The organism is Enterococcus ureasiticus (assembly GCF_001730285.1).
Lineage (GTDB): Bacteria > Bacillota > Bacilli > Lactobacillales > Enterococcaceae > Enterococcus_L > Enterococcus_L ureasiticus.
The window spans coordinates 204336-224690 of sequence record NZ_MIJZ01000015.1; the positions used below are offsets into that span (position 1 = coordinate 204336).

General features: G+C 35.6%; 17 protein-coding genes. 7 read left to right on the forward strand and 10 right to left on the reverse strand.

Annotated features, from left to right (window positions below; translation table 11 throughout):
* Positions 1-182 precede the first annotated feature (182 nt).
* On the forward strand, positions 183-701 hold the full coding sequence (locus tag BCR21_RS13545; protein ID WP_069646997.1) for an RNA polymerase sigma factor: 519 nt from the start codon (positions 183-185) through the stop codon (positions 699-701).
* Positions 694-1827, forward strand: a complete 1134-nt coding sequence (locus tag BCR21_RS13550) for a hypothetical protein (protein WP_069646998.1) — start codon at positions 694-696, stop codon at positions 1825-1827. The genes BCR21_RS13545 and BCR21_RS13550 overlap by 8 nt, the downstream gene beginning before the upstream one ends.
* Positions 1828-1880: 53 nt before the next feature.
* On the opposite strand, the gene rihC is transcribed toward BCR21_RS13550, so the two are convergent.
* The 7 genes from rihC to dhaK form a co-directional block, all read right to left on the reverse strand.
* Positions 1881-2804: a ribonucleoside hydrolase RihC gene (rihC, locus tag BCR21_RS13555; protein ID WP_069646999.1), complete on the reverse strand. Its 924-nt coding sequence runs from the start codon at positions 2802-2804 to the stop codon at positions 1881-1883.
* Between the two features lie 139 nt (positions 2805-2943).
* On the reverse strand, positions 2944-3276 hold the full coding sequence (locus BCR21_RS13560) for a hypothetical protein (RefSeq protein ID WP_069647000.1): 333 nt from the start codon (positions 3274-3276) through the stop codon (positions 2944-2946).
* Between the two features lie 120 nt (positions 3277-3396).
* A complete protein-coding gene (mprF, locus tag BCR21_RS13565; RefSeq protein ID WP_069647001.1) occupies positions 3397-5988 on the reverse strand; it encodes a bifunctional lysylphosphatidylglycerol flippase/synthetase MprF in 2592 nt (863 codons plus the stop codon).
* Between the two features lie 161 nt (positions 5989-6149).
* The gene (locus BCR21_RS13570) at positions 6150-7280 is read right to left on the reverse strand and encodes a glycerol dehydrogenase (RefSeq protein ID WP_069647002.1); all 1131 of its coding nucleotides are present in this window, start codon (positions 7278-7280) and stop codon (positions 6150-6152) included.
* Between the two features lie 23 nt (positions 7281-7303).
* Positions 7304-7672: a dihydroxyacetone kinase phosphoryl donor subunit DhaM gene (gene dhaM, locus BCR21_RS13575; RefSeq protein ID WP_069647003.1), complete on the reverse strand. Its 369-nt coding sequence runs from the start codon at positions 7670-7672 to the stop codon at positions 7304-7306.
* A complete protein-coding gene (gene dhaL / locus BCR21_RS13580; RefSeq protein WP_069647004.1) occupies positions 7665-8252 on the reverse strand; it encodes a dihydroxyacetone kinase subunit DhaL in 588 nt (195 codons plus the stop codon). The genes dhaM and dhaL overlap by 8 nt, the downstream gene beginning before the upstream one ends.
* 173 nt (positions 8253-8425) lie before the next feature.
* Positions 8426-9409 carry a dihydroxyacetone kinase subunit DhaK gene (gene dhaK, locus BCR21_RS13585; protein ID WP_069647005.1) on the reverse strand — a complete coding sequence of 328 codons (984 nt, stop codon included), beginning with the start codon at positions 9407-9409 and terminating at the stop codon, positions 8426-8428.
* Positions 9410-9764: 355 nt separating this feature from the next.
* Between dhaK and BCR21_RS13590 the strand changes: the two genes are divergently transcribed.
* On the forward strand, positions 9765-10757 hold the full coding sequence (locus BCR21_RS13590; RefSeq protein ID WP_069647006.1) for a dihydroxyacetone kinase subunit DhaK: 993 nt from the start codon (positions 9765-9767) through the stop codon (positions 10755-10757).
* A gap of 60 nt (positions 10758-10817) precedes the next feature.
* Here BCR21_RS13590 and dhaS read toward each other — a convergent pair whose 3' ends face one another.
* From dhaS to BCR21_RS13605, 3 genes are all read right to left on the reverse strand, one after another.
* Complete coding sequence (dhaS, locus tag BCR21_RS13595; protein ID WP_069647007.1) at positions 10818-11366, reverse strand: dihydroxyacetone kinase transcriptional activator DhaS; 549 nt, start codon at positions 11364-11366, stop codon at positions 10818-10820.
* A gap of 133 nt (positions 11367-11499) precedes the next feature.
* Entirely contained in the window at positions 11500-12252 is a 753-nt protein-coding gene (locus BCR21_RS13600) for an ABC transporter permease (RefSeq protein ID WP_069647008.1), read from the reverse strand.
* 11 nt (positions 12253-12263) lie between these two features.
* On the reverse strand, positions 12264-13130 hold the full coding sequence (locus BCR21_RS13605) for an ABC transporter ATP-binding protein (RefSeq protein WP_069647009.1): 867 nt from the start codon (positions 13128-13130) through the stop codon (positions 12264-12266).
* A 486-nt stretch (positions 13131-13616) separates the two neighbouring features.
* On the opposite strand from BCR21_RS13605, the gene BCR21_RS13610 reads away from it, so the two are divergent.
* From BCR21_RS13610 to gad, 4 genes are all read left to right on the forward strand, one after another.
* Positions 13617-14801: a choloylglycine hydrolase family protein gene (locus BCR21_RS13610; protein WP_069647010.1), complete on the forward strand. Its 1185-nt coding sequence runs from the start codon at positions 13617-13619 to the stop codon at positions 14799-14801.
* Positions 14802-15048: 247 nt separating this feature from the next.
* Positions 15049-16482 (forward strand): amino acid permease, encoded by a 1434-nt coding sequence (locus BCR21_RS13615; RefSeq protein WP_084013320.1) that lies wholly within the window; start codon positions 15049-15051, stop codon positions 16480-16482.
* Positions 16454-18880 carry a YhgE/Pip domain-containing protein gene (locus tag BCR21_RS13620; RefSeq protein ID WP_069647011.1) on the forward strand — a complete coding sequence of 809 codons (2427 nt, stop codon included), beginning with the start codon at positions 16454-16456 and terminating at the stop codon, positions 18878-18880. The genes BCR21_RS13615 and BCR21_RS13620 overlap by 29 nt, the downstream gene beginning before the upstream one ends.
* Before the next feature lie 78 nt (positions 18881-18958).
* Positions 18959-20305 (forward strand): glutamate decarboxylase, encoded by a 1347-nt coding sequence (gene gad, locus BCR21_RS13625; protein ID WP_069647012.1) that lies wholly within the window; start codon positions 18959-18961, stop codon positions 20303-20305.
* Positions 20306-20355: the final 50 nt, after the last annotated feature.

A 20355-nucleotide genomic window follows, 5' to 3' on the forward strand; every position in this document is an offset into this window, starting at 1 on the left:
TAGTCCTATTCATTATAATTTCATGATTCTTATAAATCCCTAAAAAGTGTTAAACCAACATTTTTAGGGATTTTTTTTGTAATGGCAATCGTAAATTTCTATAAAAAAAATAAAAATAAATTTCGATGAAACCTTTTTGTTAAAATTAGAGTCTAATAGCTATAACTGGGAAGGAGAAGTGTATGGAAAAGAGGGAACAAATAAGTTTGGTGGAAAAAGCGAAAAATGGCGACGCACAATCGTTTATAAAACTTTGTGAAGCCTATCAAGTCGTGCTATACAATTCTGCTTATAAATTACTTTTAAATAATGAAGATGTAGCCGATTGTCTACAAGAAACTGAAATTCGCGCGTGGCAAAAAATTCCTAACATCAAAAATGAAGCAGCGTTTAATTCTTGGATTTTTAGAATTATGATCAATATCGCTAAGGACATCTTGAAAAAAAGAGTTGAAACAGTTGAATTTGAAGAAAGTTACATGAGCACAAAAGAGAACAGCTACAAAAGATTTAACTTAGAAGAAGAATTTAATAAACTGCCAGATAGATATAAAATCCCTATCATTTTACATTATTATGCAGGTTTTAACATAAATGAAATTGCTGAACAACTAAATCTATCTAAAAACACTGTTAAAACAAGGCTTGCACGTGGCAGATTGAAATTGAAACTATTTTTGGAAGGAGAAGAGAATGGATAAAAAAAAGAATGAGATTATCATACAAGAAAAGGAAATCCCAAAAGAAGTAATGGAAAAACTAGTTCAGAATCGCGAGAACCTTTTAAACAATCCTATTAAGCAAGAAAAAAAGAAATTCAAAATGAGATACAAGAAACAAATCATTATCACTTTAGCACTAGCCGCATCCCTAATTTTAATTGCCTTAATCAACCCACAAATAAATACAGCAATTAAAAACGCTTTAGGCATTAGCCAAGATTCAGGTGTTGCGATGGTAGAAAACAACGGCATACAAAGCGAACTCAATTTAACTAGTACACAAAATGGACGCGAGATCACATTGACTAAATTTGTATCAACAAAGAAAAAATTTGCCTTTGATTATCAATTTAAGTTAGATGATGAAAAACTGAAAGAGTTATTGGAAAAACAACGCTCTCCTGATCGGGTATTCACTAAAAATGCGACAGACACTCAACATATTGACCTCGGTCTTTTTGTTAATGACAGTAATGAAGATATATTCGGCGGTGTTTCATCTCAATCTACTTTTCGCATAGAAGGAGATATTTTTTATGGTTCTGTCGTAGCAACTTTTAATCGAGAAAAAATACCTGAGGACGCTAAATTGACCCTTCACATTTATAAACTATCTTGGCAAGATGCTGAAGAACTTGATCAAGCATTTATCGAAGCGTCTAATACAGGGAGTCCTTTCGGTGTATTAGACGCTTTAGAATATGAAGGTGACTGGCGTTTTGACATTGATTACAAACCATTAACTCAAACTGCTGATACACAAATCAGTAACGTAAATAATATCACAGATATCAAAGCAACCAGTGATGCTTTACAAACAACTATTCGATTTATTGCTCCTCTCAAAGAATTTAGTACTCCAGAAAAACCTTGTACCCCAGGAATTACTTTATATAAAGATGGTATAGAAGTTGAAAATCAACTATTTACACAAATATCTAACTTAGAAACTGGAGAGATCGAATTATCGATTAGTCTAAGTTCGTTAGATACAACATCCGTATATAAAATCCAAGTAAACGATGTGGATAATTTTTCTGGTGAAACGATCAAGGAAGTTGGCTTTTTCGAACTACAAAATAAAGAATCAAAGTCCTCTAAATAAAAGAGTGAAGAACAGAACCAAAGACCACTCTGTTCTTCACTCTATTACAATTATCAATCACACTTCTTAATCGCTTCTAAAAACCACTGCCTAAACTGTTCCTCATCAATATCCACACAAACTCGACAATTAGCTGCTTTACCCAAATACCCATCCAAATCAACCAAAGTAGCCCCTGCCGTCAACAGACCTTGTGTTTCAATCCCAACATAAACCTCTTTCACTTCAAACATTTCAGGCTCTAACAAATAAGCAATCGCACACCCATCATACATCTTCAATCCCGTTTCTAAACTACCACCACGATATTGTCTAAACAAATGATCGATCATGTCTCCAGTTTTATTCATTTTCTGAACTTGCTCACGCTCTTTAGGCAAGACCAAGGCTTTTTCCCCAACATCCAATCCGACCATCGTCAGTGAAATATTACTTTCAAAAACGATCTTTGCTGCTTCTGGATCTGCAGTAATATTGAATTCTGACAGCACACCCGCGTTTCCTCTTCCCAAAGAACCACCCATAATCACAAGCTCTTCGATTCTTTCTACACATTCTGGATAGATTCTTAGTAAAAGTGCAATATTCGTCAATGGACCGATCCCAACAATCGTCGTTTTTTCTTTAGAATCCATCAAGACCTTGTACATCTCAATAACGGCATGGTTTTTTGTTAGTAATTCATACTTAGACTCTGGAAATTCATAACCATCCATCCCTGTGCTTCCGTGAATGTCACTTGCATTGATTGCTTCACGTAACAATGGACGGTCAGAACCAATCGCAACGGGTATCCTTTTGTTCCAAAAGGCTAACAGCTTCAGTAGATTTTTTGTAACTTTATCCACACTAACATTGCCTGAAACTGTCGTAAACAGCTTGATGTTCAACCTTTCATCAAATAATGCAGCAGCAATTGCAACCGCGTCATCGATTCCTGGATCTGTATCAATAATGATTTTTCTTGGTTTCTTCACTTTACTATTCCTTCCTTTTAAACTTTAGCTACACAAAACCAGCAATTCTCCCATGCTAATTTTTTCTCACTAAAGCTACCCCTTTTTTATATAAAAAGCGGAAAACAGAAAAGTGCCTGTCTCCCGCCCTCTTCTATTTTTAATAATCCAACTGCTTCAAATGCAGTAGAAATGAGTCTTTCGTTAAACGCTTGATCGTATAAAGACGTTCGATTTGCTTGCAGATCTTTTTATCTTCTTTTGCCTTAGGATCAAAAACATCCATCAACTTACTGATACCATATTCTAAAAGAATACCAGTTCCACCGTTACCAACAGCAAAACCTAGCTCATCTGTATCATTTAATTGACCCTTTTTGATTTCTGAAATGTTACGACTGAAATCGCCTTCAACAATAATTTCATCTGTCTTCTTGTCTAACTCTACCGCTAATTCAGCTTTTGTTTTTACAGTTATTGGTTCAATAGCCATCCCAAAAAACCTCCTTTTATTAATTATTATACGCTATTCCACTATTTTTACTAGTAGGATTTGAGACTTAAAAACAGGTAAGGATAAAACCATTTTGGTTTTACCCTTACCTGTTTTATTTTATATACCAATTATTACTTCTTCGACCAAAGAAACGGCCTTTCCTTTGCCTCGTTCAATCAATAACACTAGTTGAATAAACGCAAACAATACATTACTTTGTTTAGAATACGCAAAATATCTAGATTCCCAGTTTGTTACATACTGTTCTTTCTCTTTTCTTGTATCTTTGAATCCATACATTTGATCGCCATATTTATAAAAAATATTGATAAAACGTTCATTTAAAAACGAATATTTTGTTTCACCTACATTTGCTAACGGAGCCGTACCTAAATCAACGATACGATACCCTCGTTTTTGATACTCAGCGATAAAATGAGTCAATAAATAATCCGTAACGTGCTCCGGTGCTGACTCAGAATAACGCAATAAATCATAGGACATTTCACGATTTTGAACGATGGGTTTAGCCGTGATGAAGCCAATCACTTCATGGCGTTCATTTCGCAAAACACCAATGTCACTTAAAGCTAAATACTCTTTATCAAAATGACCACCCACAAAATTTCGTTCTCGCTGCGAACCTAACCACTCTTCTGACACTCGAGCTAGTTCTTGTAACAGCTCATCTGAAACAGGTTCATGATACATCGTAAAGTTATAGCCTAAATTGCTTAAATGTTGAAGCTCCATACTATTTGTTGCCAGAGAAATTGGGGCTGAATCGAGACAAGAAAAATCAATGATTCCTTCTTCTCCAATTTTCATAAAATTAAACCCTAAATCATGTAATACCATTGTATATTCTTCACTGATCCGATAAAATGCCGCTTGATAACCCAGAAGATCGGCAGCATCCATGAATGCCAACGTGGCTTGTGACCATTTTTCTTTATCACCGATCGGCTCTGCCAAAACAAAACATTTATTCGCCTTGATCTGATAAGCGAACAATACTTGATCTTCGTTATTTTTCTGATAATAATAATAGGAATAATTTTTTAAATACAACAAATGACTGCCTTGTGTTCCCCCATACTTACTGATCAACGCTGTTAAACGTTCTTCTTGATACGGTTCACCCAAATGTTTGGATGTATCTGCCAAATACTGATATAACGTAATCAAGCCGATCATCGAAATGCCAAGCCCAATCAAACCAGAGAACCAGACATCATCCGATGGAAATAATAAAAATGTATGTGGAAGTGGTCCTGTTTTATCTGGATGAGAACTATAATACCCAGCTACGGCATAAATAATAAACAAGAAACTAAACAAAACACCATCAACTGCTAACGCCCCCCAAGAATAAACAAATTTTTCTCGGTAAAACTCTTTTCTTGCCAAAAAAACGGCTGAAAGAATCACTAGATAAACAAGAATCAACTGCCAAGAAGACGTTCTAGAAACCGTATTAACAATGCCAAAAATCAATAACCCAATCGTTGGCCAATATGCTTTTTTTACTTTCATAGAAATCCCTCTAGCTAGCCCTAACAATAAAAAGCCGATCAGCATATTGAATGTTTGATCTAAAAAATCAAAAGAAAATGGCATTAAGAATTTAAATAGCCGACTAACATTCGATAAGTTTGTGATCGTTGAAAGTAAAACCATCATGATTCCAGCAAAATAAAGAGCTGTCACTAAAATAAAATGTGCCACTTTTTGCGAGAATATCCGCGGTAAATTATCAAGAAATCGATTGATTTTGATCCCTGTTTGATGAATAAATAAAATAATTCCAGTAATAAAAGGTAATACATAATAAAACAAACGATAATAAATCAGCCAAACGACTGCAGTTGACTGTCCCACGCCTAACTGAGACAAACCTAAAATCATCAATACATCAAAGGTACCCATCCCCCCAGGCACCATCGTCAACATTCCGATCAAGGTCGCAATCACAAACATCGGATACACTGAGAGTAAAGACACATCGACGTTCATCAAAGCACCTACACTTAAAAAGACAAACATCGCACCTAACCACTGGCCCAGTGACGCCCCGAATAAAAGAAAAATACCTTTCGGGAAAAAATCCTTAAATAAGGTATATTTTTTTAGTTGTGTAAACAATAATAAAGCCGGTGCAATCAAACTGCCTGCAAGCAGCCACACCCAATACTCTCGAAACAAACTATCTGGTCGAATAAAAAAGACATCAATAAATGCACTAAACGATAAAATAGACAAACCAGAAATCATAAACAACGCAACCTTAGAAACCGTTGCTACAACTTTTTTACGTGGTGCATCCTTACCATAAAAATTAGCCCGCAAAGTCGCTCCAACCACACCGCCAAATCCCGCAAGATTATTGATCGTATTCGTGACCCAAGCCGAAACAAACCACTCCCAACGGTTCATTTTTGGCTTACCTTGCTCTTCAAGTACATTCACCACGACTAAATCATATAAAAGCATCGGTAAAACACCAAGCAAACCTGCCACAATCATTCCAATGATCCTAAAGCGGTTTTGTTGCCCCATTGTGTGGAAAACATCCTGCCAAGTCATTCCCTGCACAATATGCGTTACTTGATTGGCTACGAAGATCAAAACGGAGCCCAGAAAGATTAATTTTAATAATAAACTGTGTTCTTTCATCCAGTGAAATAGCTGGTTTATTTTATGTTTCATCTGCTCACCACCTTTGTATATCTTAGAAAGTTTTCCTTTATATGTTAGCTTATAACGAATTATTTTTCCAGTTTCCTTCTTGAAATCCTTGTTTTATGCAAAAAAAACAGTTATTAAGCTTCACTATTCAAGCTTAACAACTGCTTTCAACCAACGACTATCTATTTATGATTCTTATACTCTTTCCCAATCTTATCTGCCACAATAATTGCTGCCTTCACTTGATCCACTGTAATCGGAAATGGCATTGAATGAATCGATTCTTCTGGGATACACGATTTTTCAGCTACTTCAGTCAGTTCAGCATCCGAAATTTCTTTCACACCTAAATCAGCTAAGCAAACCGGTAATCCAATCGATAAAGCAAAGTCCAATACTTCATATAATTCGGCTTTTGGTGCATTTTCTAAAACTAACTGACAAATCGTACTGAATGCTACTTTTTCGCCATGAGTTGCGCCATGAGCATCATGTAAAACAGTCAACCCATCGTGAATCGCATGAATTGCAGCGAGTCCTGCACTTTCAAAACCTAAACCAGAAAGTAAGATGTTTGCTTCAATGATATTTTCCAGTGCAGGTGTTACAACGTTATTATCTGATGCTTCTTTGGCTTTTAAACCATCTTCTAAAATCGTTTCATAGCATAATTTAGCCAGTGCCAACGCTGTATTTGTTCCTTTGGCTGGTGGACAGACACCTTCACGAGCACCACATGGTAAACCAGCATTTACATTCGAATAAGAATTATGCGTCGCTCTTGCTTCAAAATAAGTTGATAACGCATCACCCATACCGGAAACTAAGAAACGTGTTGGGGCATTCGCAATGACGACCGTATCAATCAAGACAACACTTGGACTTTGAACAAAGTACGCATAATCATCAAACTGACCATCTTCTGTATAAAGGACTGCCGAATGACTCGTCGGCGCGTCTGTTGCAACGATTGTTGGTACAATGATCAAGTTATGGCCTTCCGCTACACATTTTGCTGTATCGATCGCTTTACCACCACCAAGACCGATCACACAATCACAATCATTTTCTTTAGCCACTTTTTGCAAACGAGCTACTTCTACTCGTGAAGCCTCTCCATGAAAATTACTTTCTACAAAAGAAATATCAAAAGTTTCAGCTGTTTTATTCAGTTTATCTTTTACTCGATTCACATCGTCTGCATGTGCAATCAGTAAGGCTTTTTTCCCAAATGTTGTGACAAAATAACCTAAATTCAATAACTCGTCTTCACCTTGAACGTATTTCGTTGGACTAATAAACGCTTTTCTCATGTTCTAAACTCCTATCCTACTCTTTATTTTATTTTCAAAGGGGCTAATTGCTCCTTTATGACATCGATCGGTGTATCTACTTGTAATAATGCCGCCGCCGTATAAGCGCTCTCTACTAAAGCCGTATCAAATAATAAGACTTCTTTTTCTGTCATATCGATGGCCATTTCTAAATTCATTTTAGCGCTGCCTAAATCATAAAAAGCTAATAATGTCTGAGCTGAATTTTTTTCAAAGGCATCCATGATTTTTTCAAATGAGGTTCCAACTGCTCCTTGATCCAACCCAGCGGCGACAGTTATCGGCACATCTTTTGCCACTTCTTTGATCAAACGATCGACACCTTCTCCGATTTCTTTAACATGAGACACAATTACTACACCGTTACTCATCAAATACACCTGCTTCCATTAGAGATTGAAAGAAATACATACTAGACATTGCACCAGGATCAATATGACCGATCGATCGTTCACCAACATAAGAGGCACGACCTTTTGTCGCAGCGATCTCTTTTGTCGATTCTACAGCCTCTTCCAGTACTGCATCTGTTAGCTTTCCAGTTTTAATTGCCTTGATTGCTGGAGCCCATTCGTCTAGCATTGTTTTTTCACCAGGTTGGCTGTTTCCACGTTTCTCGATTCCTGCTAAACCAGCTTCTAGAATCGGTAATGCATCAGACGTTGTTGCTGAAGCTTTAGCCATTTCCATCATAGCTGTTCCATATAGTGGACCGGAAGCTCCGCCGACTTTACTGATCAAAGCCATCGCAGTTAGTTTGAAAACATCTTGTATCGTTTCGGGATCTTTACTCTGCAAACTTTCACTCACAGCATCCATGCCACGCGCCATATTATTTCCATGATCCCCATCACCGATCGGCGTATCTAATTCACTTAAATAATCTTTGTTCTTATCGATTTTTTCTTTGAACAATTGTAATGTCTGTTTTAAATTTTCTACAGTAAACATTTAAGTACCCTCCTAATTTAAAAGCTGAGCGAGCTTGTTCAACCTTGGCAGAAAAATAGGGGAAATTAACTGTGATGCTCTTTATCACATTTAATTTTGATCTTTTTTCCGAAAGGCTAGCTCGTAAAGCTAGATAGATTTAAAAGCTGAGCAAGCTTGTGAAGCTAAAACACTTACCAAGCTACTGTATCAACCTCTTCATTCAACGCGTCTACCCAATCATCTTCTACTTTCAGCAACGTTACAGAAATTCCTGCCATTTCCAAAGAAGTCATATAATTACCAACTTTTGAAAATGAAATCTCTACACCAGAAGCATCCAATAAATTCATTGCATCATCATAAAAAATATATTGTTCCATCAACGGTGTTCCACCTAATCCATTGACTAAAATAGCAAAACGATCGCCTTTGCTCCATTGAAATGCCGCCGCTAATTTAGAAATCAATTCTTCTGCCATTTCTTTAGATGGTTTGATTTTTTCCCGTTTGTAGCCAGGTTCACCGTGAATACCAACACCAAATTCAATCTCATCATCTGCTAACACAAATCCAGGCTTCCCAACTTCTGGTACTGTGGCACCTGTTAAAGCAACTCCGATTGTTTTTAGATTTTCTACAACACGTTTCCCTAAAGCAACTAACTCATCTACTGATGCACCATTACGCGCTGCTGCTCCTAAAATTTTATGAACTAAAATCGTTCCCGCTACACCTCGTTTGCCTTGGGTATACGTGCTATCTTCTACCGCTATATCATCATCCACTATGACTGTGCCGACTTTGATATCTTCCATTTCAGCTAAATCTTTCGCCATGTCAAAGTTCATAATATCGCCGGAGTAGTTTTTCACAACCATCACAACACCTTCTCCTTGATCAACTGCTTTGATCCCTTCAAAAATCTGATCTGGTGTTGGAGATGTAAATACTTGTCCGCAAACAGCTGCCTGCAACATGCCTGAGCCAACAAATCCAGCATGAGCCGGTTCGTGGCCACTGCCTCCGCCACTGATCAAGGCAACTTGTTTCCCAATTTCTTTTTGCTTCAACACAAAAGTTTCTGGTACTTGCTCAATTGATTCATGATGAGCACGGACAAATCCTTGGACCATTTCCGGTACTACATTTTGTGCTTGATTGATGATTTTTTTCATGATGTTCCCTCCTAATTTTTATCTCTGCTTTAGTTACTCCAATTTCATCGGAGTTGGACGATCCCGCTGCACTTTTATTTTATCTAGCTCCACGGGCTAACTCCTTGGAAAAAAGATAAAATCTGATTGTGGCAAAAAACGCCACCCTCATATTTTCCTATTTTTCTGTCGGAGTTGGACGATCCCGCTGCACTTTTATTTATTGTATACGTTTACAATACTCGCATATAAAAAAAGTTGCAACGGACAAACAGGTTTATGTGTCCGCTTTCATTTTGTTTTTTTCAAACTATAGTTTTCACTGGAAAGACAGCGTATAATAGAAACAGATATTACGGAAAAGGAGCACGTCTCAATGAAACAATTGATCAATTCCAGTGGACACATTCGCCAGCAACTATTGGCTGGACTTACTTATACATATAATGACAAGCTAGATTGGCAGACAGGAACAGGTATCGTTACTAAAAAATTGATTCCGGAAAATAAAGTTGTCCTAATCAGTGGTGGTGGCTGTGGTCACGAACCAGCTCACGTCGGCTATATCGGTGAAAATATGCTAGACTGTGCAGTCATGGGGGCTATTTTTGAGCCACCTACTAGTATCGAAATTCTTCAAGCGATCGAACAAACCTACAATGGACATGGAACCTTATTGATTATCAAAAATTTTGAAAAAGACTTAGCCAGTTTTCTAGAAGCTGAACGTCTAGCCAAAGCAAAAGGATTATTGGTCTCACACGTGATCGTGGATGATGATTGTTCTATCGAAAGCGGTACGTTTGAGAAAAGACGTCGTGGAGTTGCTGGAACTGTTTTTGTACACAAGATTCTTGGGGCAGCAGCATCTGCTGGTAATTCTCTAGATGAACTACAAGCATTAGGCGAAGCGTTAATTCCTATGATCAAAACACTAGGTGTCGCATTTTCACCCGCATCTCCCATTGGCCTTGTTCCGCAACAATATGAACTAGCAGAAGATGAAATGTATTTTGGTATCGGCATTCACGGAGAACCTGGTTATCGCATTGAAACGATGCAATCTTCTGAACGAATTGCAATCGAATTGGTCAATAAATTAAAACAACAATACACCAGAAAAGAATTAACAAGGGCTGCTATTTTGGTAAACGGTTTAGGTGGAATTCCCTTACTTGAACTTAGTATATTCATGAATGATGTTCAACAATTATTGGATATTGAAGATATTGAAGTAGGGTATAAACGAATGGGGAATTTTTTAACTGCTTATAATACAAACGGACTTTCTTTGACTTTATTAGCAATCAAAGACCATAAATGGTTGGATTATTTAAGTGTTCCGACTGACGCCTTTGGCTGGAGATAAGAAGAAAATGAAACAAAAAGACAATGAACAACAGCGTAACTTCCATGTACACGCCGTTGTTCATTGTCTTTCTTCAAATCCCATTAAAAAAGCAATTTTCATTTGCTCAGCAAAACAATGCGAATCAATCTTACAGCCATCAATGATCCATTTTGTCGTTAGTGAGACAAATGCATTCGCATAAAATTCTTCTAAAAATAAGCGATCTGCTTCGTCAACCCTCTTATCTTTTTGCTTCTTAACAACTAAAACTTGATGAATCAATCCTTTTAAGTGTTGCGTATAATAGTCTTGAAATGAATTTTGCCCCTCAAAAGTTAAAATCCTTCGATAAAAGATCTGGTTTTCCTCAAAATAGATAAACAGATTCTCTACAATAACCTGCCAACCTTCATAAGCAAGATTGTCCTCAATCTTTTCAATTGCCTCTTGTTGGAAAATCCAATCCACCAATTCATATTTATCTTGAAAATAATCATAAAATGTTTGCCGTCGCATGTGACTTTCCTGCATGATTTTTGCAATCGTCACTTTTTCAAAGCCAATTTGTGCAACAAGCTTTTTAAATGTTTTCGCAATTTTCTTTTTCGTGATCAATGATCCTGTCATTTGCCTACACCTTTAATTTCTTTATTGCTTTTATTGTACCAGTTAATCGTCATTTAGAAAATCAATCATTCTATCATCAAATAAAAAAACGATAAAGTCAGGTCATCATGCCCGCTTTATCGTTACATTATATTTATAAATTTTGTTTTTCTAACGTTCTCAATGAAATATAGCCAAAAACGACAATCGAAATAATCGTTAGGAATAGTTGGAAAATATAACTTCCAGTTGAACTAAAATCAAATGAAAATGCTAAAGTTTGTAAAATTCCAGTTACCATACTGCTAAGAATATTAAATCCAATAAACAGTAAAAACGAAAGGTTTTTGCCTTTCATGATAATACAAGCCGTTGCAATCACCATCAGCATATTTAAATAACCAAGCAATCCTGAAAAAATAAATTTCCCAAAGCTTAAATCTGTATAATAAAATACTGAATTAAAACCATCCGCAAAATCATTCCAAGCATCTAATTGTATCAAAAATAAAATTGTAGGAATCAATGCGATCATTAGCATCAATGCAATCGTGCAAATAAAGATTGCACCAATTTTTGCAAAGAATAATTTTCTTCTATTCACACCAGACGCAACCATCATTGCCATAACATTGTTCTTATAATCCATAGAAATCATATGGAAAGGATACACATAAGCAAAAATAATATTTCCAAAAAAGACGATTACACCAACAATTGCGACTGTTCCTATCATCGATGCAGTAGCAGTCGATTCATAATATGAATCCGAAAATGCCGATGCCAGACTTAATGAAAGCAAGGTTAAAACAATATTCAAAATCCCAATAACTCCAGCCGTAATCAAAAAGCTTTTATCTCGTAAAAATTTAAATAACTCCATTTTAAAAATCAGTTTTCCAGTCATTATCGCCCCTCCTAATTCAATTTCTCATCTAAAATTTTTACTTTAGACAACTCTGAAATTTCAATTCTTTCCTCTGTTAAACGTTGTTTGATAAGTACCCAGCGTTCATCAGAGATATCCAATTTAACGCCGCCTTCATCTTCTACTTGATAATAATAATTGACTTCATCCAAAATTTCGATCAGACGAGCATTATTGGTCGTATCAATACGGCGAATTTGTTTTTCTTTTTCAGCATTGATGTCGATCGATTCTGAAATTCGACCGCGGTCGATCACATACACGATGTCACATAATGCTTCTAAATCATTTTGGACATGACTGGAAATCACCAATGTTAATCCTTGTTCTGTCAATTGTTTCAAATATTTTTTAAACCATTTAACCGTGTCGATATCTAAACCACGAAACGGTTCGTCTAAAATCAAGACTTCTGGTGTATGCATTAAAGCGATCAATAAAATCAATTTTTTCTGCATTCCATAAGAGTATGTTTTTACTTTTTGATCCAACACAGCATATAAATCCAGCTCTCTTGCCAAATCTCTGGCTTTTTCTTCGTCAAAGTTACCACGCAGTCCAGAAAAATACTGGATATTGAACCAACCTGAACGATTTGTGTAGACAGACATGCCATCTAAGACAATACCAACATTCAATAATACTTCATTGTGCTGTTTCACAGAAATATCATCGATCAAAATTTCTCCTTGGTAATTGGCGATGATATTCGTCATACATTTAAATAACGTTGTTTTACCCGCACCATTGTGACCAACCAAACCATACGAAGTGCCTTTTTCAAAATCCAACGAAGGAATATTCAAAACTTCAGCACGACCATAGCGCATAACTAGATCCCTTACTTTAATTTCCATAGTAAACTCCTTTAATTTTTTTGTTAGCTTTTCTTTTGATTTAACACTCTAAGTATAAAAAGACTAACAATATTAGTTTATCATGTTTTTTATTGTATATGGGGACAGATTGGAAATAAAAGTTATTTTGCTAGTGTGGTAATGAATTTAAGTATCATAGTATATAAAAATAGAGAAGGTTCATATTTTCTTCTAAAAAAATGTTACTAAACTGTATCGGTCTTGCATGAATAATGTCGATTTAATTCCTAAAATTTCCTTTACCAATTTTAATTAATATACAGATTTAGTTTAATTCAATTATTTATCTTTCAATTCAAAAGTATTATTTCCAATTCATTTAGAATAAATATTTTTTTATTTTTCGTTTTTACCAAAAAAATAAAATTAATATCAAATTATCAAGCCTTTTATTTTTTAATTATATATTAATGATGCTATATTTAAATTGTAAAAAAAAAAATTCAAGTGAAGGACGTGTTTTTTATGTGTACAAGTATTTTTACCGAAACCAAAGATAACAAACATTTACTGGCTAGAACAATGGATTTTTCATTTACGCTTGATCCCAACGTTTTATATCTTCCAAGAGATTATGAGTGGGTATCTGAAGCTGATAAAGAAAAACATCAGTCTAAATATGGACTTTTAGGAGCGGGGCGTTTACTCGGAACTTCTTATTTTGTTGCTGATGGCGTTAATGAGCATGGTTTAGCTATCGCAGAATTATACTTACCACAAAAAGCAGTTTATCAAAAAGAGCTTGAAGATGACAAAATTAATTTAGCACCTCACGAATTTATCACATGGGCTTTAGGTAAATTCAAATCCATCTCAGATTTAAAAAAAGAACTTTCTAAAGTTAATCTTTTTGAAGTTCCTGCACCACTTATAGATACCGTTACCCCTTTACACTGGATTTTAACAGATACGACTGGAAATTGTATGGTGATTGAGCCAACTGGAAAAATGCTTCATCTTAAAGAAAATCCAGTCGGTGTTATGACAAATACCCCCCTTTTAGAATGGCACATTGAAAATTTAAGTAATTATTTGAATGTTCGTCCTAAACAATACGATCCTGTCGAATTTGGAACCTACACTTCTCACGCATTTTCTCAAGGAACAGGAACATTAGGTTTACCTGGTGGCTATACTCCTCCCGAAAGATTTATTCGGGCAGCTTTCTTCAAAGAAAATATTGATCAACCAGCAATTGAAGTTGAAGCAGTAACAAATGCTGTCAAAATTTTAGCAACTGTTCAAATTCCTAAAGGGATTGTTGTTACAACTGACGATAAAGAAGACTATTCTCAATATATTGGCATGATGTGTAATGAAAGTAAAACCTATTATTACACCGATTACAACAATACGCGTATTTCTCAAGTAACGTTAACTAAAGAATTACTAGAAAGAAAAACACCAAAAGTGTTTGTGACTAAAAAGGCAGAGGATATCAGTATTCTTAACAAAGAAAATAGATCACCAGAAGAAACAGTTTCTAATATCGAACAAAAAGAGGAAGCTGGAATAAATACATTAGATATCCTTCGTCAAGAATTAGCATTGGGCTTAAAAGCAGCAAAAGATGGCAGTTTGGATAATGATGCGCATCAAACAATTGATCAAGCGATTGAGCAATTAAAACAATTAAAAAATAATATTTAAACTTATCTGACTGTAAGATTCAAATTTTTTCCCCACAATTCTTAATGGGGTAGTCTGAATAAGGCAGTTATAACTGCCTTATTCAACTTAAAACAAACTAAAAAGCCGAAAAATTCATTTTTTAGCTTTTTTATGGCATCCTAGTACCTATTTATGAATGATTAACTATAGGAAATAGATTAAAATTTTGTATTTAAAAATAAAAAAATGAAAAATTAAACATATTAAATAAGGGGGGGAATGAGAAGTGGATAAAAAGAAAAATATTTCCGCATTTGGTTTTTTCGCGATGACAGCTTCGTTGTTTATTACTGTTTATGAATATCCAACTTTCGCAGATTCAGGTAAAACGTTAATTTTTTTCTTATTAATTTGCGGGGTATTTTGGTTTTTACCTGTTGCGTTAAGCTCAGCTGAACTTGCTACCATAGAAGGATATCAAGAAGGCGGGATTTTTAGTTGGGTTGGTGAACCGTTAGGTGAAAAATTTGGTTTTGCAGCTATCTTTTTTCAATGGTTTCAAATTACAGTTGGCTTTGTAACGATGATTTACTTTATTATCGGAACAGTGTCAGATGTTTTGAATATACCCATTTTAAACAATAATGTCGCTGTAAAATTCCTTTTTGTTATTTCAATATTTTGGTTATTAACCGTTCTTCAATTTAAAGGAACAAAGATAACCGAACGAGTAGCAAAATATGGCTTTTCTATTGGGATTGTCGTTCCAGTATTGCTCATGCTAGTTTTAGCAATCAAATATATTGCCTCTGGAAATCCGATTTCAACAAATTTTACAGATTCCCACTTTTTACCTGATAAAAGTAATATTGCCGCACTCGTTTCATTTGTACTCGCATATATGGGGGTTGAAGCGTCTGCTCCACACATTACTGATTTGGATAACCCTAAGAAAAATTATCCTAAGATTATGTTTGCTTTAGTTATTGTTGGCGTTGTTCTCAGTACAATCGGTGGTAGTGTTGTAGCAATGGTTTTACATGGAAATATTTCAGCTAATACAGGCGTTGTAGATGCACTAAAACAAATGATTTCACCAGGAAAAGAATCTCCCTTAGTCATTATTTTGGGTTTACTAGTCTCATTTGGTGTTATGGCACAGGTAAGTTCTTGGATTGTCAGTCCCACAGAAGGATTGCAATTCGTTGCTTCAAAAGGTTTATTACCAAAAAAATATGAAGAAACAAATGAACATGATGTTCCAGTTCCGCTATTAATGATTCAAGGACTCGTTGTAACTGCTTGGGCGGCTATTTTGACCTTTGGTTCTGGTAGTTCAGGAGGCAATGTTTCATTCCAAACTGCAATTTCATTAACGGTAATCATTTACCTAAGTGCCTATATTTTATTTTTCATCGCTTATCTAGTTGTCGTTTTCAAAAAGAAAGAGTTGAAAAGGGATTACCAAATACCCGGCGGTCAAAAAGTTAAAATTTTTGTTGCCGGTGCGGGTCTATTGGTTTCAATTGCTGCTATTGTCACTGCATTTATAATACCTGATACAATGACCAAGTCAGAAGGTAAAACGTATATAACCACATTAATTTTTAGCTACATCATAACTGTCGTTGCTCCTTTTCTATTTTATCAGTTTTATAGCAAGAAAAACAAACTGAAAGGAGTGGTGCATCATGAAGATGGCCAAACAGGAATGGATTAATTTATTCCGTAATAAAATCTTATTAATCTCAGTCATCGCAATTACATTTATACCGATTTTGTATTCATCTATTTTTGATAAATCGGTTTGGGACCCCTATGGTCGGGCGAAAGATTTACCAGTAGCAGTCGTAAATGAAGATAAACCAACAGAATTATTAGGACAAAAAATGAATGTTGGGCAACAAGTTGTTGATAATTTAAAAAAGGATCATCAGTTAGATTGGCATTTTGTTTCAAAAGAAGAAGCAGAAAAAGGCATGAAGGATTTAAAATACTACATGATTGTTACAATCACTGAAGATTTTTCAAAAAATGCGGCTAGTATCATTAATAAAACGCCAGAAAAAATGGAAATTGTTTATACAACGAATGACTCATTAAATTATATCGCCAATGAAATTTCAACAGTAGGTGCTACTGCTCTGGAAACGCAAGTTAGAGAGCAAGTTGTTACAGCTTATGCAACGGCCGTTGTAGAGGCGGGAGAAAAATTAGTTGGCGCGCTTGGGCAAGCCGCTGATGGTGCAAATCAACTTGCAGGTGGTGGCAGTCAACTTCAAACAGGACTGAAACAATATACTGATGGCGTCTCTCAAGCAGATGATGGTTCCAATCAGTTAGCCGATGGGACTGGTCAATTAGCGAATAGTATCGGGCCGTTAGCTTCAGGAGTATCACAACTAGATTCTGGTGCGAATCAACTAAGTTCTGCTTTAAATCAAGCAAATAGTGCTTTAGCTCCAGTCCAAAATAATATTACAGGTATTGATGCTGGTCTAACTCAATTAGCTGCTGGTACTCAGGATTTAGCTAATGCTTTGACCACATTCGAAAATAATTTAGATCCTAATGTAAAAGTCATTCTAGATAATGATTTACAAAATATTCGTAATGAAATCAACTCAATTATTACAAATAAAGATAAGCTATTAGGAATTTCCGGTGAAGCAACAGCTGTAGCGGATCAAGCAACTGTGGCAAGTAATAGTCTAAGTGGTGCCAATTTGGAGATTCAAAAAATACAAACAGATATTGATTCTTATGTCGCTGGATTACTTGCAAACACAACGATTCCAGAGGATGAAAAAGCCAATATCGTAAGTTCGATCACCAATAAGGTTGATACAATTTTAAATGAACAGATAGCATCCGCAACAGCACAAATCAACACTTCTTTAGTAACAGTTGAATCCGAACTAGCTACTTTAAGTGCTAGAGCTGCAGAGTTATCCGCTTCGGCAAACGATGTTAGCAATATAACAAATGCTATGGCAGCTTCTGCACAACAATTATCTGCTTCTGAAGCAAGTATCCAAGCTGGCGTTAATACGTTTGATTCATTATTAAATCAAGTGCCAGGTTCATCAAATGCCGTAGGATTAACGAATGGTTTATATGCCATCAGCTCTGATTTAAATCTTGTGGCTACTAAGTTACCTACTGCTTTAACTGGAATAAATCAATTAACAACAGGAAGTGAACAACTATCTTCTGGTTTAGATCAATTGCAAAGCCAAATTCCAACACTTTCAAGTGGGGTAAATCAATTAAATACAGGTGCAGATCAACTGCAAGCAGGATTAGCAGAATTAAATGAAAATTCACCTGAATTAATGAGTGGTATTGGTCAGTTAGAAGGTGGCGCAAAAGAATTAGCCTCCGCTTTAGATGAAGGTGTTAATGAAAGTTCAACTCTAAAAATTACAAAGAAAAATATTGATCAATTCGCTGCACCTACTTCGTTGAAAAATGATGAATATAGTAAAGTAGCAAACTACGGTGAAGCGTTAGCTCCTTATATTATGTCACTTGCGCTATTTGTCGGCTCTATGTTGTTTAATTTTATCTATCCAATTAGAAAAATTTCTATAGCAGGACAATCAAGTGGAGCATGGTGGTTGAGTAAAGTCAGCCTAGGTTTTGGTGTTTCAAGTATGATGGCAGTCATTCAAGCAAGTGTAATGTTATTGATTGGATTACACGTTGATAATGTTTTCCAATTTTTCTTAACAGCATTTGTTAGTGCTTGGTCATATATGGCTATTACAATGTTCTTAGCGATGACCTTCGACAACCCAGGACGATTCGTGGCGATGATTCTCTTAGTGTTACAACTAGGCGGTGCAGGTGGAACATTCCCAATTCAATTACAAGCACCATTCTTTAGTATGATCCATCCGTATCTTCCGATGTCTTATTCCGTTTATGCATTCAGAGAAGCTATCTCTGGCGGGATTGGAGCTCCATTATTTACAAAGAGCATCTTAATCCTAGCCGTATTAATGATTGTTTTTGTCGCACTATTACGCTATTCAATGCATATACTACAAAAGAAACACCTGCAAAATGTTTCTGAATTGAATGATAATCAAAAGTTACAAGGTCTAGAAAATTAAATGTATTGAAATCTAAAAAGTAACTAGTTTGTACTGTACAAAGTTTATAAAAATAAACAGAGAATAGGATGAATTATTATGACAAACAAAGATTTTTCTACCCAAAAATTACCTTCAAAAACATTTTTTGAAGATGGCATTGGCTCTGAAATTGCGTATGATGCGATCAAAAGTTACTTAATCGATGAAGGTAATTCAAGACAAAATTTAGCAACCTTTTGCCAAACTTACATGGATGATGAAGCAATCAAGTTAATGTCTGAAACATTAGATAAAAATGCTATCGACAAATCTGAATATCCAAGAACAGCAAAAGTAGAAGCCTCTTGCGTAAATATGTTAGCAAATCTCTGGAATGCACCGAGTGAGAATTTTATTGGTACTTCAACCGTTGGATCAAGTGAAGCATGTATGCTAGGTGGAATGGCTATGAAATTTAGATGGCGTAATCTAGCAGAGAAAAAAGGAATTGACGTGACAAAAAGAAAACCGAACTTAGTTATTTCATCAGGCTTTCAAGTTTGTTGGGAAAAATTCGGTGTTTATTGGGATGTTGAACTTAGAGAAGTTCCTGTCGATCCAGAGCATTTAAGTTTAGATTTAGATCGTGTCTTTGATTATGTTGATGAGTATACGATCGGTATCGTAGGTATTTTAGGGATTACGTATACAGGTAAATTTGATGACATTAAGACACTAGACAAGATGGTCGAAGAATATAATGTAAAAAACAACGTTGACCTCGTTATTCATATTGATGGCGCAAGTGGTGGAATGTTTGTTCCTTTTGTCAATCCAGAATTAGTTTGGGATTTCCGCTTGAAAAACGTCGTTTCAATTAATACCTCTGGCCACAAATATGGATTAGTCTATCCAGGTGTTGGTTGGGTCATTTGGAAAGATCGTGAATATCTTCCAGAAGAACTGATTTTTGATGTTAGCTATTTAGGCGGGCATATGCCAACAATGGCAATCAATTTCTCAAGAAGTGCCAGCCAAATTATTGGACAATATTATATGTTTTTAAAATTAGGTCACAATGGTTATCGTCAAGTTCACACTGAAACTAAAGAAGTCGCTATGTATCTTGCTAAATCCGTTGAAGAAACAGGATTGTTTGAAATTTATAACGACGGTTCAAATATCCCAATTGTTTGTTATACCTTAAAAGAAGACGCTCAAGTGAAATGGACACTGTATGATTTAGCTGATCGTTTACTCATGAAAGGTTGGCAAGTTCCAGCATATCCATTACCAAAAGATATGGACAATGTCATCATCCAACGCTTTGTCTGTCGTGCAGACTTAACTATGCCGATGGCAGAAGAAATGGTTGAAGATTTTAAAGCAGCAATTAAAGAGTTAGCAACTGCGACCGTTCTAGGTCACGATAGCGGTGAAAAAGTTCATGGATTTACCCACTAGTTGTAAAATTTCTAACAGAATTCATTTTCTTTAAACCGTTAATTTACAGG

Coding starts and splice junctions, on each gene's coding strand:
- dhaM (WP_069647003.1), bottom strand. CDS start 7,672: ATGAGTAACGGTGTAGTAATTGTGTCTCATGTTAAAGAAATCGGAGAA.
- BCR21_RS13590 (WP_069647006.1), top strand. CDS start 9,765: ATGAAACAATTGATCAATTCCAGTGGACACATTCGCCAGCAACTATTG.
- mprF (WP_069647001.1), bottom strand. CDS start 5,988: ATGAAACATAAAATAAACCAGCTATTTCACTGGATGAAAGAACACAGT.
- BCR21_RS13545 (WP_069646997.1), top strand. CDS start 183: ATGGAAAAGAGGGAACAAATAAGTTTGGTGGAAAAAGCGAAAAATGGC.
- dhaL (WP_069647004.1), bottom strand. CDS start 8,252: ATGTTTACTGTAGAAAATTTAAAACAGACATTACAATTGTTCAAAGAA.
- dhaK (WP_069647005.1), bottom strand. CDS start 9,409: ATGAAAAAAATCATCAATCAAGCACAAAATGTAGTACCGGAAATGGTC.
- BCR21_RS13605 (WP_069647009.1), bottom strand. CDS start 13,130: ATGGAAATTAAAGTAAGGGATCTAGTTATGCGCTATGGTCGTGCTGAA.
- BCR21_RS13550 (WP_069646998.1), top strand. CDS start 694: ATGGATAAAAAAAAGAATGAGATTATCATACAAGAAAAGGAAATCCCA.
- dhaS (WP_069647007.1), bottom strand. CDS start 11,366: ATGACAGGATCATTGATCACGAAAAAGAAAATTGCGAAAACATTTAAA.
- gad (WP_069647012.1), top strand. CDS start 18,959: ATGACAAACAAAGATTTTTCTACCCAAAAATTACCTTCAAAAACATTT.
- BCR21_RS13600 (WP_069647008.1), bottom strand. CDS start 12,252: ATGACTGGAAAACTGATTTTTAAAATGGAGTTATTTAAATTTTTACGA.
- BCR21_RS13570 (WP_069647002.1), bottom strand. CDS start 7,280: ATGAGAAAAGCGTTTATTAGTCCAACGAAATACGTTCAAGGTGAAGAC.
- BCR21_RS13620 (WP_069647011.1), top strand. CDS start 16,454: ATGAAGATGGCCAAACAGGAATGGATTAATTTATTCCGTAATAAAATC.
- BCR21_RS13610 (WP_069647010.1), top strand. CDS start 13,617: ATGTGTACAAGTATTTTTACCGAAACCAAAGATAACAAACATTTACTG.
- BCR21_RS13560 (WP_069647000.1), bottom strand. CDS start 3,276: ATGGCTATTGAACCAATAACTGTAAAAACAAAAGCTGAATTAGCGGTA.